Annotated in this window: 11 protein-coding genes; 1 reads left to right on the forward strand and 10 read right to left on the reverse strand. The window is 50.5% G+C overall.

All coding sequences use genetic code 11. The features are described from left to right. Window positions 1–93 precede the first annotated feature (93 nt). Window positions 94–1,512 (forward strand): exodeoxyribonuclease I, encoded by a 1,419-nt coding sequence (gene sbcB, locus JC793_RS12950; protein ID WP_218426361.1) that lies wholly within the window; start codon window positions 94–96, stop codon window positions 1,510–1,512. 39 nt (window positions 1,513–1,551) lie between these two features. On the opposite strand, the gene JC793_RS12955 is transcribed toward sbcB, so the two are convergent. From JC793_RS12955 to yieE, 10 genes are all read right to left on the reverse strand, one after another. Beyond that, window positions 1,552–1,848, reverse strand: coding sequence for a hypothetical protein (locus tag JC793_RS12955; RefSeq protein ID WP_046894920.1), 297 nt, complete (start codon window positions 1,846–1,848; stop codon window positions 1,552–1,554). A gap of 139 nt (window positions 1,849–1,987) precedes the next feature. Then, window positions 1,988–3,733, reverse strand: a complete 1,746-nt coding sequence (gene dld / locus JC793_RS12960) for a D-lactate dehydrogenase (RefSeq protein WP_112549516.1) — start codon at window positions 3,731–3,733, stop codon at window positions 1,988–1,990. 112 nt (window positions 3,734–3,845) lie between these two features. Next, window positions 3,846–4,631, reverse strand: coding sequence for a sulfite exporter TauE/SafE family protein (locus JC793_RS12965; protein ID WP_166708174.1), 786 nt, complete (start codon window positions 4,629–4,631; stop codon window positions 3,846–3,848). Between the two features lie 131 nt (window positions 4,632–4,762). Then, entirely contained in the window at window positions 4,763–6,142 is a 1,380-nt protein-coding gene (locus JC793_RS12970) for an APC family permease (protein WP_046894917.1), read from the reverse strand. A gap of 582 nt (window positions 6,143–6,724) precedes the next feature. Further along, on the reverse strand, window positions 6,725–8,698 hold the full coding sequence (locus JC793_RS12975) for a ligand-gated channel protein (protein WP_218426362.1): 1,974 nt from the start codon (window positions 8,696–8,698) through the stop codon (window positions 6,725–6,727). A 277-nt stretch (window positions 8,699–8,975) separates the two neighbouring features. Beyond that, a complete protein-coding gene (locus JC793_RS12980) occupies window positions 8,976–9,794 on the reverse strand; it encodes an ABC transporter ATP-binding protein (protein WP_052925936.1) in 819 nt (272 codons plus the stop codon). 1 nt (window position 9,795) lies between these two features. Beyond that, window positions 9,796–10,893 carry a FecCD family ABC transporter permease gene (locus JC793_RS12985; RefSeq protein WP_046894914.1) on the reverse strand — a complete coding sequence of 366 codons (1,098 nt, stop codon included), beginning with the start codon at window positions 10,891–10,893 and terminating at the stop codon, window positions 9,796–9,798. A gap of 28 nt (window positions 10,894–10,921) precedes the next feature. Continuing rightward, window positions 10,922–12,013 (reverse strand): ABC transporter substrate-binding protein, encoded by a 1,092-nt coding sequence (locus JC793_RS12990; protein WP_208323379.1) that lies wholly within the window; start codon window positions 12,011–12,013, stop codon window positions 10,922–10,924. A gap of 335 nt (window positions 12,014–12,348) precedes the next feature. After that, window positions 12,349–13,830, reverse strand: coding sequence for an amino acid permease (locus JC793_RS12995; RefSeq protein ID WP_166708176.1), 1,482 nt, complete (start codon window positions 13,828–13,830; stop codon window positions 12,349–12,351). Between the two features lie 187 nt (window positions 13,831–14,017). Further along, window positions 14,018–14,884, reverse strand: coding sequence for a DNA-binding transcriptional regulator YeiE (yieE, locus tag JC793_RS13000; RefSeq protein ID WP_046894911.1), 867 nt, complete (start codon window positions 14,882–14,884; stop codon window positions 14,018–14,020). Between the last annotated feature and the right edge of the window lie 36 nt (window positions 14,885–14,920).

The raw sequence follows: 14,920 nt of genomic DNA on the forward strand, positions 1-14,920 counted from the left end.
ATAACATGACAGGGATAACCAGTACTGAAATTGGTATTTTGTTCCCGATTTGTTACCCTGTAGCCCATCATTTATCAGAAAACGGGCCATACGGTGTCTTCAGCACAATTTTTCTTTCACGATTACGAAACCTTCGGGCAGGATCCTGCCGGTGACCGTCCGGCGCAGTTTGCCGGTGTCCGCACTGACAGTGAATTCAATATTATCGCCGATCCTGTAATCGCCTACTGCGCCCCGGCGGATGACTACCTGCCGCAACCCGCCGCCGTGATGATAACCGGTATCACGCCGCAGGAAGCGTTGCAGAAAGGTGTTAATGAGGCGCAGTTTGCCAGACTGATTCATGACACCTTTACACAACCGGATACCTGTATTCTCGGCTATAACAGTATTCGTTTTGATGATGAAGTCACCCGTAATATTTTTTACCGGAATTTTTACGACCCGTATGCCTACAGCTGGATGAACCGCAATTCCCGCTGGGATCTGATTGATATCACCCGCGCCTGTTACGCGCTGCGTCCCGACGGTACAAACTGGCCGGAGAATGACGAAGGCCTGCCAAGCTTTAAGCTGGAGCATCTGACGGCCGCAAACGGCATCGCCCACGAAAATGCCCACGATGCGATGGCTGACGTGTATGCCACCATCGCCATGGCAAAACAGTTACGGGGCGCTCAGCCGCGTCTGTTTGATTATTTCTTCAGTCTGCGCGACAAACGCAAACTTGCCGCTCTGATTGATATTCCGTCCATGAAGCCGCTGGTGCATATCTCCGGTATGTTCGGTGCGGTCCGGGCCAATACCAGCCTGGTGGCTCCGCTGGCATGGCACCCGGATAACCGCAATGCCGTGATTATGTGCGACCTGGCCGGTGATCTGACCCCGCTGCTGACGCTGGATGCGGATACCCTGCGTGAACACCTGTATACCCGCCGTGATGAACTGCCGGACGGCGCATCTCCGGTACCGCTCAAGCTGGTGCATATTAATAAATGCCCGATCCTGGCGCCGGAAAATACCCTGCGCCCGCAGGATGCACAGCGTATCGGACTCGACAAAGATGTGTGTGCCCGCAATGCGGAACTGCTGCATCAGCATCCGGAGATCCGCGAGAAAGTGGTGGCCGTTTTCGCACAACCGCGTGAGTTCCCGCCGCAGAATGATGTGGATCGCATGATTTACCAGGGCTTTTTCAGTGACTCAGATAAAGCCGCAATGACCATTATCCGCGAAACCGATCCGAAAAATCTGCCTGCGCTGGCATTGAGCTATCAGGATGCGCGTCTGCCGGAATTACTGTTCCGCTACCGTGCACGGAATTTCCCGGGTACGCTGGATGAACAGGAGCAGCAGCGCTGGCTTGCCCATCGCCGTGAGGTATTCAGTCAGGATAATTTAACGCGTTATTTTGAACAGATCGGTGAAATGATGCAGGAATATCAGCATGATGCGAATAAGACAGAGTTGCTGAAGAAGTTGGTACAGTACGCGCAACGACTGGCGGAGTAAGCAGACAGACCGCCGGGAGCAGCACTCCCGGCAATAATATTATCCCGCTTTATTCGAGGTATAAAACACCCGGCACAGGGATTCCCTGTACTTCGGACAAACAGATACCAGCCGTGTGCGGCTCTCAGTATCCCGTCCCAGTTCCTTCAGCACCCCTTTGGTGATCAGTGAATCAGCACTGCTGTGCTTGATGCCGATACTGACATTTTCATCACGGGCATTCAGAATATAGATAATCAGCGCGCGCTCATCCGAACTGAGGTTATGCAAAACCTCTGCTTTATGGCATTTGACCTGAACCGCTTTGCCGAAGGCATTTTTGAGTCTTTTAAACATAGTGACCAGTAAACAGGGAGAAAAGCTGATTATAATAAAATTAATCCCTTATTAACATTACTGATTTATCCGGAAAATTAATGAAAAAATCCGGTTACAGACATAACCGGATTTTGCAGATTTTCATTCTTCAGAACAGTTATTTCTGATGCTGACTACAGCCACATCCTTCGTGCCCTTCACCCCAGTATTTTAATTTACTGGTTTTACCCAATCCCGGATTCAGGGTATTGGTCGGGTCCGTCGCTTTATAGAAGGCTTTCAGCTGTGGTTTGGCTTTATACAGATGGCCGACATTATGTTCTGCCGGATATTCCGCCCCGCGTGTGTTCAGAATTTTCAGCATCTCTTCTTTCAGTGCGTGCGGGTCCACACCTTTCTTCACAATATAATCCTGATGGAAAACGTGGCATAAAAAATGTCCGTAGTAGAGTTTATGCACCAGTTTGCTCTCAATTTCCGGCGGCAGAACTTCCAGCCACGCCTGATCATTACGGCGCAGCGCAATATCCAGCGCCAGGATATCCTCCACCTTACTGCTGTTGACCGCGTGATAACGGATAGCGGCACCGGCGGCCACAAAACGGTGCAGGAAAGCATCCGCGCCCTCTTTGGCATCACACTCAAAGAAGCCGCCTTCTGCATTTTCAAAGAAACTGCTCAGCCAGCTGCGGGCTTCATCAATGCCTTCACCGGCCATTTTCAGCATCAGGTGATGTTCATATTTATCACGGTACTCTTCCATCCGGCGCGGCAGATGGTTCGGCCATAAATGGCTGAATAACTGCATTGTGCGGTCGATCAGGTTTTTCGGCAGCAGCGGGATTTTATTGAAGATCGCATCCATCCGTCCTTTGATAGTGAACAGTTTCGGCATTTTTTCGGTACCGAGTTTATCAATCGTCAGGAAGCTGTCTTTACCGTAGACTTTCGCGATGTCATAACACTCGCGGTGCATATATTCCCCTGCCACCGGCAGATGTTTAAAGCTGGCGAGAATATGGCGGCGGATATCTTCCAGTACCGACGGGGTATTGGTGCCGATATAGAAGACTTTATTTTCACCCTGGGACGGGAACGTATCCAGGCGCACCGCAAACACCACCAGCTTACCGGCACAACCGGAGGCTTCAAACAGGCGGCGTTCATCGGCATTGAAACGGGACGGCGTGTCTGCATCCACATCGCGGATACGCTGATGATAGTCATGATCAGACGCCGGTTTATCCGTATCCTCAATATCCGCCTCCTGATAGCGGCGGTATTCCAGACAATTCAGAATCTCTTCCGGGGACGAACCTAAATCAATTCCCAGATGGTTTACCAGTTCTGCGGTGCCGTCCGCATTAACACGGCCGTACAGCGCGAGTTCGGTATAAGCCGGTCCCCGCTGCACCAGTGAACCGCCGGAATTATTACAAATCCCGCCGACCACAGATGCCCCGATACAGGAAGAGCCAATCACCGAATGCGGCTCACGGCCCAGCGGTTTCAGGACTTTTTCCAGATGCCACAGGGTACTGCCGGGTAACGCCACAACCTGCTGCTGTTTTGTCAGTACCTGAATCTTATCGAGGCGCAATGTGCTGATAATGACGATCTCACGGTCATAATCATCCCCGCTCGGCGTGGACCCCTCTGTCAAACCGGTATTGGCCGCCTGCATGATCACAATTCTGTCAGCTTCTACCGTGGCTTTAAACACCTGCCACAGTTCATACAGCGTGCCCGGGAACACCACCGCCAGCGCACTGCCCTCACCGGAGCGGAAACCCTTGCGGTATCGCTCCGTCTTACGCGGCTCCGTTAAAATATGTTTATGACTGACAATATCTGTCAGTGCCTGAATAAGACGTGCGCTGTCAGGTTGCTGACTGTTGATCATACTTTCCCCCGATTCAGATTACTTATTGTTCATTAAGTAATTATGCCTCTTATCTTATTTATAATACAAATACTATTTTTAACAAATTTAACAGATTAACCACGAAACCGGTTTATTTAAACAGATTGATCAGCAGCGTTACCATCATAATTCCGACGGTCAGGATCAGTATTTTGCGGACAATTTCACCATTGGTACGGATGGCATGCTGACTGCCGAGATGATTTCCGAGCAGACTGGCAGCAATCATCGGTATACTGAGCAGAAACGCGATATGCCCGGCCATAATAAAGGCGACCAGCCCGCCGACGTTAGATGCCAGATTAAAGATTTTCGAGGTGGCGGAGGATTTCAGTAAATCCAGGTTGTTGATCAGAAACAGACAGATAATAAAGATACTGCCGGTGCCCGGCCCGAAAAAGCCGTCATAAAAACCGACAATAAAACAGGTAAAAAAGACCAGCCAGACAGATTTACGTACCGCATTACCCTGCTGTGCGCCACCGAGTTTCCCTTTAAAGAAAGCGGCCAGCAGGCCGATCGGCAGCATACAGATAATAATGTAGGTAATCGTTTCAGACGGCAGATAAATAATCGCCTTCGCGCCCACCCAGGCGCCGAAGAACGATGAAACAATCCCGGCCGGAATTATCTGCCAGTAAACGGATTTGTTTTTGATAAAGTTTGAAATTGCCGCCAGTGTACCGACAGAGCTCACCAGCTTTTCCTGACCCAGTGCCATATGCGGCGGCAGGCCGGTCAGCATAAAAGCAGGGATCAGAATCAGACCCGCACCGCCTGCGATAGAATCAATATACCCGGCCACAAAAGATGCGATCACCAGCAGTGCCAGCCCCGCATAAAAATAATCAGCCATCAGGCTGTGTTCAATATACATCCGTATCCCTTAATCATTATCTTTTATGATTTACTGTACTTTCAGCGGGTTACTATACCTTATTGCATATAAAAAAACGGCGCACAGAATCAAACTGTGCGCCGTTTCCGGGATAAAAAACTGCTTAAAACTTACTGTTCCGGCATCTGCGGCATCGGACGGCGGAAGCGGCGGGTCAGCCATAACATATAGATCAGACCCAGTGCGCCCCAGCTCAGTCCTAATTCCATCGATTTCGCATCGAGGTTGAACCAGAGTACCGTGACTGTCGCAGCACCGATAATCGGCAGCAGCAGGTAGTTGATCTGGTCGCCCAGCGTCTTGTTGCGGCGCTCGCGGATATAGAACTGTGAAATCACCGACAGGTTAACGAAGGTAAACGCCACCAGTGCACCGAAGTTAATCAGCGCAGTTGCAGTGACCAGGTCAAACCAGACCGCACTCAGCGCCAGAACGCCCACCAGCATCACGTTCAGTGCCGGGGTGCGCCATTTCGGATGTACGTAGCCGAAGAATTTCTCCGGGAACACACCATCGCGGCCCATGACATACATCAGACGGGATACCCCTGCCTGTGCAGCCATACCGGAAGCCAGTACGGTCACGCAGGAGAACACCAGAATGATGGACTGGAAAAAGGCACCGGCTACCATGTACATAATTTCAGGCTGTGACTCTTCCGGATTGTTGAAACGGGACACATCCGGGAAATAGAGTTGCAGGAAATAAGACACCGCGATAAAGATCAGACCACCAATCAGTGCGGTCAGGAAAATCGCTTTCGGGATCACTTTCCCGGCATTCGGTGTTTCTTCTGACAGGGAGCTGATACCGTCAAACCCTAAGAAGGAGAAGCACAGTATCGTCGCCCCGCTTATCATCGGGATCATTTCCGCATCAATGGAGGCAAACGGACGGAAAGAGAGCAGCGTACCCGCCCCTTCACCCGCAGACACGCCACGGATCAGCAGACCGACAAACACAATCATCACAGCAACCTGTACCACGACAATTCCGGTATTGAGGTTTGCCACGACATTGATGCCGCGCAGATTAAATAATGTCATCAGGAATACCAGACCGGCGACAAAGATCCATGGCGGACAGTCCGGGAAGATAGCCTGAAGATAAATTTTTGCCAGCAGAATGTTGATCATCGGCATGAACAGGTAGTCCAGCAGTGATGACCAGCCGACCATAAAGCCGATATGCGGGCTCATGGATTTCTGGGCATAGGTATACGCCGAGCCGGCGGACGGGAACCGTTTAACCAGTTTTCCGTAACTCAGCGCAGTAAAAAGAATGGCTGTCAGTGCGATAGCATAAGACGTCGCAACATGACCGCTGGTAATTTCGGACACGATCCCGAAGGTATCAAAGATGGTCATCGGCTGCAGGTAAGCAAGCCCCATCATAACGACCTGGACGAGTGTCAGTGTTTTTGCGAGTTGTACGCGGTTATTGGCAGCTGTACGGTTCAGGCCAATATCAATTGCAGAATTATGCGACATGAGCGAATCCTCCCGTAACACCGACAATCATACTGATACTACTATCAGATGGCGTGTTACCGGGAAGACTTCGCATCTGCCTGTAGGCAGTGAAGTAAGAAGGGGTTTGGAGTGCAGAGCAGGAGCGCCGTGCTCCGTAGTCATCGTTGCAGCAGCCAGTGCCGATTGGCACAGGTGCAAAAGTGAAAAATTGCGCCATTTATCGCATCCTCATACCGGTGTTTATCGTCCGGTGTAATTCAGTAAACAGTTATCCGGCCTATCGGCCCCTTTTTTTGTCGGTGACAATATTTTAGTGCAAAAAAAAAACCGATGCGTATAAATGCATCAGTTATTTTTTTGGATGGCGCATTCTGCACCCCCCGGTCATAAATTTCAAGCTTTGTTCGCCCTTATCAGGCAATTTTTTTCCATACCGGTTTAGCAGCAGAATTTCCGTGACGAAACTTTGAATATTTATAGCCGAAACGTTAAAAAATCCGGCTGTTCGTGTATTTTTCAGTCACTCTGCCTGCCATAAAAAAATACGGCGCCCGGGAAAGGGCGCCGTTTTCCGACACATAATAATGAATGATAGTTACATCAGAAATTATAGTTCAGACCGATGTTGTAACGGCGGCCGTCGAGTGTGGCACCGTAATTTTCATTATTGATACGGCGATCCAGTACGTTATACACACCCGCCACAAAGTTCAGGTCTTTATTCAGCTGATAGCTGCCGCCGATATCCACGGTAGCATAAGAGCCGGTTCCTGTTGCCATGCTGGTACGGGACAGGTAATCAGACGTTTTACCGCGGAAGTTAACCCGGCTCCAGGTTTTGATATCCTGTGTGGTATCCCAGTTCAGTGTGGCGTTAGCCATATGTTTTGGTGTCTTATTCAGCGGTTTACCTTTAAATTTACCGCTCTTCTGTTCAGAATCAGTAAAGGTATAGTTAGCCGTTAAATCAACAGACTCAACAATCTGCCAGTTCATAATCGCTTCAACACCGCGCATATTGGCTTTATCAACGTTTTCACGTTCGCTCACAAAGTCATATAACTCGCCGCGTCCATCAGCTAATGTACATTTTCTTTCTGCGCCTGTGCCGCAAAGGCGGGTTTCAGTGATCTTATCTTTAAAGTCAGTGTTAAAGACTGTCAGGCTCATATTGAGATCATCCTGATTATTCCACAGCACACTGATCTCTTCGGTAACACTTTTCTCTGGCTTCAGATCCGGATTACCGAAAATAACCGCATTTGAGTTACCGCCGCCGGTTGCCTGTCCCCACGATGCCGTTGCCTGACGCAGATCCGGTGAACGGTAACCGGTAGACACACCACCTTTCACAGTCCAGCTTTCATCCAGATGCCATACACCGTAGACACGCGGTGTCCAGTGTGTTCCGTAGTTTTCATCCTTATCCATGCGCAGGCCGCCGGTCAGAGTGAAATCATTGGTCAGCGCCCAGTCATCTTCCGCGAACAGCGCCCAGCTGTAGCGATCGAGCTTATTACCATCCAGTTTGTTGCCTTTATCTTTCAGCTCTTCGAAACGATACTGACCACCGAGGCTCAGCATATGATCGCCGAGCGGCATAACCGTCTGGTTACGGGCGATGGTGTCGTAATACTCCATATTACGGCCCGGGTTCTTGGTTTCATTACGCTGAACATAGCTGTTCATGCTGCCCCAGTCATAGTTACCGTCATGGGTAATCGCATACTGCGTCATTTCATACTTGCTGAAACTGCTGGATTTTTTCTTTTTACTGGATTCTGACGCACTTTTTTCCCAGCGGGAATCACGGTGCTGATTATCTTTTTTGAAATCAAAATCGATGCTGTTCTGCTCATCCGGCGTTAATGTCAGTGTACCGCCGCCGCTGGTCATGATCTGGCGGTTAAAACCGCTTGAAAAATTATCTTCCCCGCGATGAGAATACTGGCCATTCACTTTCATGCTCAGCAGGTTATCCACCAGCGGACCGGCGGCGAAGAAACTGCCCTGTCCGGTGTTACCGCTGTCTTTGCGTTCGGTAATAGTTGCATCTGTCCGGACACTCGCATGCCACTCACCCTGTGCTTTCCGCGTGATAATATTGATAACCCCGCCCATGGCATCCGAACCATACAGTGACGACATTGGCCCGCGTACCACTTCAATACGATCAATCGCAGTCAGCGGCGGTAACCATCCCTGTTCAATACCGGAGTTATCACTATTAGGGCGCGTTTCACGGCTGGCAACCCGTTTTCCGTCCACAAGGATCATGGTGTATTTCGGGTCCATTCCGCGGATACTGATATCAGAAGAACTGCCGCCACCGGTAACCACAACGCCCGGCACATCTTTCAGTGCATCGGTCACATCACGGTACGCTTTATCTTCCAGCTGTTCGCGTGAAACAACGGAGATAGTCGCCGCAGCATCCTCAATTTTCTGCTGGAAGCCGGATGCGGTGGTGACCATAATCACGTCTTCTTTATTTGCAGCCTGAGCAGCCATCACCTGAGCGGCGAGTGCTGCCATAACACATACCGCCACTTTTCGTTTTGAAAAAATAACCATTCTTTTGATTCTCCAAGAGATAATATATTTATGGACAATCGACATTTGCTCTCAGGGATTTATATCCCTTTTTTAATAATAACGACCCTGCCATTTCAGGCATCAGACATTATTTTATTATTACCTTTTATAAGGCTATTTGTTTTTATAAATCAAACTATACAGAAAACAATGTATTATCAGCGCATAAAAATATATACGATATGCAGATAATCATCCTCTGCGAAAATATATTCCGCAGAGAATAAAAAAGAATATGTAATATAAACCGGTTTTATTATGCCAGCGATGCAACTGCCCGCGGCACCAGACCATCAATCACAACATGCGGCACAGCCTGTGAGCAGTGCTCAATACGACCGCGTACGCCATAAACTGTTGCCAGGCTATCCGGAGTAATAACAGATTCCGGGTCACCTTCCGCAATTAAATTTCCGTCTTTCAGCATTAATATATGATCGCCGTGACGCAGTGCGATATTAATATCATGGACAACCACTACCGTAATGATATTCCGGCGTTGTGTTTCACGACGAACCAAATCCATGACGTGATACTGATAATTTAAATCCAGTGCGCTTAACGGCTCATCCAGTAATAACAGTTCCGGCTGGCGGATTAATGATTGTGCCAGTCCGACTAATTGTTTCTGACCACCGGATAACTGATCCAGATAATGCAGCGCCAGATGTTCAATGCCCAGTTGTGACAGCAGAGACATAACTTCCTGCTCACTGTCCCGGTCTGACACACCGCCGGATGCCCGCTGTGCAACAATGACTGATTCCAGTACATGCAGATGCACACCCGCAGGCAGTGTCTGCGGCAGATAAACCACCTGCTTCGCGCGCTCGGCAAAATTCATCCGCATCAGGTCATGTCCGTCGAGCAGTAACTGCCCTTCGGCTTTATTCAGTCCGGCCAGAGAGCGCAGAAGCGTGGACTTTCCGCTGCCGTTCGGCCCGAGCAGCACAGTAATTTTACCATGCGGCAGTGGTTCAACACTCAGATCTTCAATGATTTTCCGTTTCGGATAACCGGCATTGAAGTGTTTAATCTGTAACCCGCTCTGAGCAGACATTGCATTCAAATCCATCTTACATGCTCCCTTTATGACGCAGGATCATGCTCAGGAAGAACGGCACACCTACCAGTGATGTCACAATACCAACCGGAATAATCACACCCGGAATCAGGTTTTTCGAGGCAATGGACGCCATCGACAATACCAGCGCCCCGATTAACGCACTGGCAGGCAGATAGAAACGGTGATCCTCGCCAAACATCATACGGGCAATATGCGGTGCGACCAGGCCGATAAAGGCAATCGGACCGACAAAGGCCACTGCCAGTGCAGTCAGGATACTGATGCGCAGCAACGTGCCGAGACGCAGACGGCGCACATTAATCCCGAAACTGACAGCCCGGTCTTCACCCAGGCGCAGTGCGGTCAGCTTCCACGAGTTACTCATGGAGAGCGGCAGCAGGATGGCAAATGCCAGCGTCATCACACCCAGTTTCACCCAGGTGGCGCGCGCCAGGCTGCCCATCGTCCAGAAAACCAGACCCTGTAAGGTGTCTTCTGTGGCGATAAACTGCATCATTGAAACCAGTGCGTTAAAGGTAAAGACCATAGCAATACCGAATAACACCACACCGGAGGTTGCCACACGTGTCCAGCGGGTGATGCCGTCAAGCATCAGCGCGGAAAACAGGGCAAAAATAAAGGCGTTCGCGGAGACAAACCACTGATCCGGCACGCCGGGAATACCGATCCCGAGGACTATCGCCAGCGCCGCACCAAACGATGCGGCGTTGGAGACGCCGAGGGTAAACGGACTTGCCAGCGGGTTATTGAGGATGGTCTGCATTTCTGCCCCGGCAAGGCCGAGGGACATACCGACCACCACCGCCATCAGGGCGTAAGGCAGACGGATTTCCCAGACAATCACACGGGTGCCCGCCGACACGCTTTCCGGCGACACGAGGGTCTGCCAGAGCGCATCGAGGGTCAGCCCGGAAGGGCCCATGGTAAAATCGAGCACCACCGTACAGAGTATTACCGCAACCACCGCAAACATCCACATCAGCCGCCTGCGCAGTAAACGCCGGTAATGTGATTTCACATCACAGCTTAATTCACCGTCTGCCTGTTCCGGCTTGGTCTGTAGCATTGCTTCTGTGGTAATACTCATTATTCAAATACCTGCTGACTACTTAAAATTATTTACCGCTGACCCAGTATGTTCCGGTTGGTTCGACAGCCAGGAACTGACTGTACATGTCATCCATGGTTTTCTTCGGATCAAGATCTTTAAACTGCTCCGGATAGAACCACTTGGCAAAGACCTGGGCGGCAATCACGTTATAAGGTGAGTTATAATAGTTGTGCCAGACCGCATAGTCACGCCCTTCTTTCACCGCCGTCAGCGTATTGATACCCTGACGTTCTGTAATGGCTTTCAGGCTGTTTTTTGCATCGGCTTCTGTCGCCTGAGCACCCAGCTGAACGCCCGCATCGGTGCTGCCCGGTGCTTTCGCGCCGCTCACCAGATAAATATCCGGATCAACCGCAATCACTTTTTCCAGGTTCATCGTGCCCAGCGGAGTCGGCAGAACATCTTTGGCGATATTTTTACCGCCCGCGACATCGATAAAGTTACCGAGGTTACCGTTACCGGCTGTACCGCAGCAGTCAGGGAAAGAACCGGCACGCAGATCAATAAAGACAGTCGGTTTTTTGTCTTCCGGGATGTTGTCTGTCACATCGGTGACTAACTTCATCTGTTTCTGATAGAAATCTTCAAAGGCTTTGGCTTTTTCTTCACGGTGCAGCACTTTACCCAGCACACGCATACCCGGCAGGGTGTTTTTCAGCGGTTCGTTGCGGAAATCCACAAATACAACCGGCACGCCCGCTTTTTCCAGCTGACCAACCAGTTCACTGTTTTTACCCGGTCCGTGACCGGCCAGACCAAAAATAGCCACATCCGGATTGAGGGTTAATACTTTTTCTGCACTGACGCTGTCAGCCGTGGTATTACCAATCAGCGGGATCTTGTCGATTTCCGGGAATTTAGCTTTGTAGACAGCATAAGACTGCGGGTCGAGTTTGCGGAAGTCACCCTGCCAGCCTGCAATACGTGCCAGCGGTTTATCCCCTTCCAGCAATGCCACCGCGTGGATCATACGCCCTTCCCCTAACAGGATGCGCTCCACTTTTTCCGGTACTTCCACTGTACGGCCTGCGGCGTCAACCACCGTTTCTGCCCATGCTGCGCTGCTCATCAGAACAGCCCCTGCTGCCAGGCTCATGGTCAGCCCTTTTGCTACAGATACTAATTTCACGTTACCGACTCCTGTTATCTGTCAGAAATTGGCGTTAACAATAAAGCAAATAAGAACTCTTATCAATACGGAATAATTATCTTCCTCATTACAATATTCGTTATCACCGGGAGTTATCGATATATCGAAAGATTATCTAAAGGAAATACGCTTAGTACGCAGATAAAACGACTGACTTAACGAATAAATGTAGTTTCAACCCCGATGATGCCCGTGCAAAACCGGTAACGATAAACATAAAAAAAACCTGACCAACATAGTCAGGTTTTTTATCAATTTACGTTATCTGTCACAAAACCGGGTTATTTATGACTGGCAGGAAAGTCCATTTCGCCGTAGCGGACAAACTTAGTACGCTTAACAATTTTATAACCAAACCAGATAGCGAAGAACAACGGCAGACCGATATACGTCGCGACCACACCGACCCAGTCAATCTGATCCTGAAGGAACGCTTCGTAGTTCTGGCCGAGAGTAATGGTCAGACACAGGATAAAGGCGAAGATCGGGCCGACCGGGAAGAAACCGGAGCGGTACGGTAAATCGTTCAGGTCATAACCCTGCTTAATATAGCCCTTACGGAAACGGTAGTGACTGATAGCAATCCCCAGCCAGGCGATAAAGCCGGTCATCCCCGAAGCATTCAGCAGCCACAGATAGACAGACTGGTTACCGAACATCGATGTCAGGAAACAGAGTGCGGCGATCACAGTCGTGGCAATCAGTGCGTTACGCGGCACACCGCCTTTGGACAATTTACCGAACAATTTCGGTGCCTTACCGGATTTTGCCAGTGTGTACAGCATACGGGTGGACGCATACATCCCGGAGTTACCCGCAGACAGTACCGCTGTCAGAATAACCGCATTCATCACCGCTGCCGCAGAGAGCAGACCGGCGCGTTCAAACACCAGGGTGAACGGGCTGACGCTGATATCGGTTTCATCATTACGCAGCAGGTTCGGGTCGGTGTACGGGATAATCAGACTGATCACCAGAATCGCCAGCACATAGAACAGCAGGATACGCCAGAACACTTTGCGCACTGCTTTCGGAATATTTTTAGCCGGATCTTTGGATTCACCGGCAGCGATACCGATAAGTTCAGTTCCCTGGAAGGAGAAACCGACAATCATCGCCACCCCGATCATCGCGGCAAACCCGCCTTTGAACGGTGCCTCACCGATAGTCCAGTTGTGCCAGCCGGCCCCTTCCCCGCCTTTCATGATACCGGTGATCATCATCACACCGACAATAATAAACAGGATAACGGTACTGACCTTAATTAAGGAGAACCAGTATTCCGCCTCACCGAACCCTTTTACAGAGATAAAGTTAAGCAGGAACATGATGGCCAGGAACGCCGCACTCCAGACCCAGCCCGGGATCTGATCCGCCGGGAACCAGTAGGTCATCACCAGCTGTGCCGCCACGAGGTCAACCGCGATAGTCACCGCCCAGTTGTACCAGTAGTTCCAGCCCAGTGCGAAACCGAAACCTTCATCCACATATTTGGCGCCGTAGGTGGCAAAGGAACCCGATACCGGCATATAGGCCGCGAGTTCACCAAGGCTGGTCATCAGGAAATAAACCATCAGACCGATAATGGCATACGTTAACAGTGCCCCGCCGGGACCGGCCTGGGCGACGGTGGCACCGGAGGCGACAAACAGCCCGGTACCGATAGATCCGCCGATGGCAATCATCGCCAGATGGCGCGCTTTTAATTCACGGCGCAGTGTCTGCGGTTGTTCACCCGCGGTTTGATTTGCTTGCTGAGACATTACAATCCTGTTTCATGTAGTTATTTTTCATCCACTGAGCGTGATTGTAGCGAAATCCCCGGGCAGTACCCAGCAAATATGCGGCATTATAAGATACCTGCATAATCGATGCGGAATTATAAGCACCCGGCTTATAATTGCCTCCGCTGCCCGCCGGAAACCGGCGGCAGAAGAAACAGATGCCGCATCAGCGGCAATAGGTCAGGAAGGTATTAAGCGCGTTGGAGATATGTTTCTGGCGGTGATAGATCCGGAAAAGGGTGCGGTTCAGATTCAGTCCGCGGATTTTCACTTCAGACAGCAGCCCGTTATCCAGCTGTTCCGCAATCACCCGCCGGGACAGACAACTGACCCCGCGGCCGAAACGCACCGCGTGTTTGACGGCCTCGGAATTTCCCAGCTCCATTTCCACACGGAAACCCGGCAAACGGTTGAAAAGAATCTGATCCAGCACTTCCCGGGTACCGGAACCGCGTTCACGCAGAACCCAGGCCACATTTTTCAGGTCGTCCGGCGTAACATTACTCTTCCCGCTGAGCGGATTATCCGGACTGCAGAAGATCACCAGTTCATCTTCCAGCCAGGGCTCTGTAATCAGTTCCGGTGAATGGCAGACACCTTCGATAAGCCCCATATCCGCACGAAACTCCAGCACGGCTTTAATCACTTCCTCAGTATTAGAGATGAATAATTCAACCGGCGTATTTTCATGTACCGCACGGTATGCCCCCAGCATTTCCGGCAGCATATAGTTGCCGATGGTGGTGCTGGCAGCAAAACGCAGTGCTCCCGCATCGGATTTAAACAGCTGTTCAATTTCACCGGCCTGCTCCAGCAGGGCAATGGCTTTCGGGTACAGCAGCCGCCCGTGTTCATTGGTCACCAGGCGTTTACCGACCCGGTCGAACAGCTGAACATTGAGCTGATTTTCCAGATCCGTCAGAGAGGCACTCACGGCGGACTGTGAAAGCGCTAACTGCTGGGAAGCTTGTGTCGTCGAACCGGACTTCTGAACTTCTGTAAAGACTTCGAGCTGTCTCAGTGTGATGCGCATGGCAAAGCGCTCCCTTATTTCATTCCGATTATTATC

Origin of the sequence: Morganella morganii, assembly GCF_019242955.1 — a bacterium.
Taxonomy (GTDB): Bacteria; Pseudomonadota; Gammaproteobacteria; order Enterobacterales; family Enterobacteriaceae; genus Morganella; species Morganella sibonii.

What these genes read in the sequence shown, in the direction of transcription:
- JC793_RS12955 (WP_046894920.1), bottom strand. Translation starts at nt 1,848, where the DNA reads ATGTTTAAAAGACTCAAAAATGCCTTCGGCAAAGCGGTTCAGGTCAAA.
- dld (WP_112549516.1), bottom strand. Translation starts at nt 3,733, where the DNA reads ATGATCAACAGTCAGCAACCTGACAGCGCACGTCTTATTCAGGCACTG.
- JC793_RS12965 (WP_166708174.1), bottom strand. Translation starts at nt 4,631, where the DNA reads ATGTATATTGAACACAGCCTGATGGCTGATTATTTTTATGCGGGGCTG.
- JC793_RS12970 (WP_046894917.1), bottom strand. Translation starts at nt 6,142, where the DNA reads ATGTCGCATAATTCTGCAATTGATATTGGCCTGAACCGTACAGCTGCC.
- JC793_RS12975 (WP_218426362.1), bottom strand. Translation starts at nt 8,698, where the DNA reads ATGGTTATTTTTTCAAAACGAAAAGTGGCGGTATGTGTTATGGCAGCA.
- JC793_RS12980 (WP_052925936.1), bottom strand. Translation starts at nt 9,794, where the DNA reads ATGGATTTGAATGCAATGTCTGCTCAGAGCGGGTTACAGATTAAACAC.
- JC793_RS12985 (WP_046894914.1), bottom strand. Translation starts at nt 10,893, where the DNA reads ATGAGTATTACCACAGAAGCAATGCTACAGACCAAGCCGGAACAGGCA.
- JC793_RS12990 (WP_208323379.1), bottom strand. Translation starts at nt 12,013, where the DNA reads ATGAGCCTGGCAGCAGGGGCTGTTCTGATGAGCAGCGCAGCATGGGCA.
- JC793_RS12995 (WP_166708176.1), bottom strand. Translation starts at nt 13,830, where the DNA reads ATGTCTCAGCAAGCAAATCAAACCGCGGGTGAACAACCGCAGACACTG.
- yieE (WP_046894911.1), bottom strand. Translation starts at nt 14,884, where the DNA reads ATGCGCATCACACTGAGACAGCTCGAAGTCTTTACAGAAGTTCAGAAG.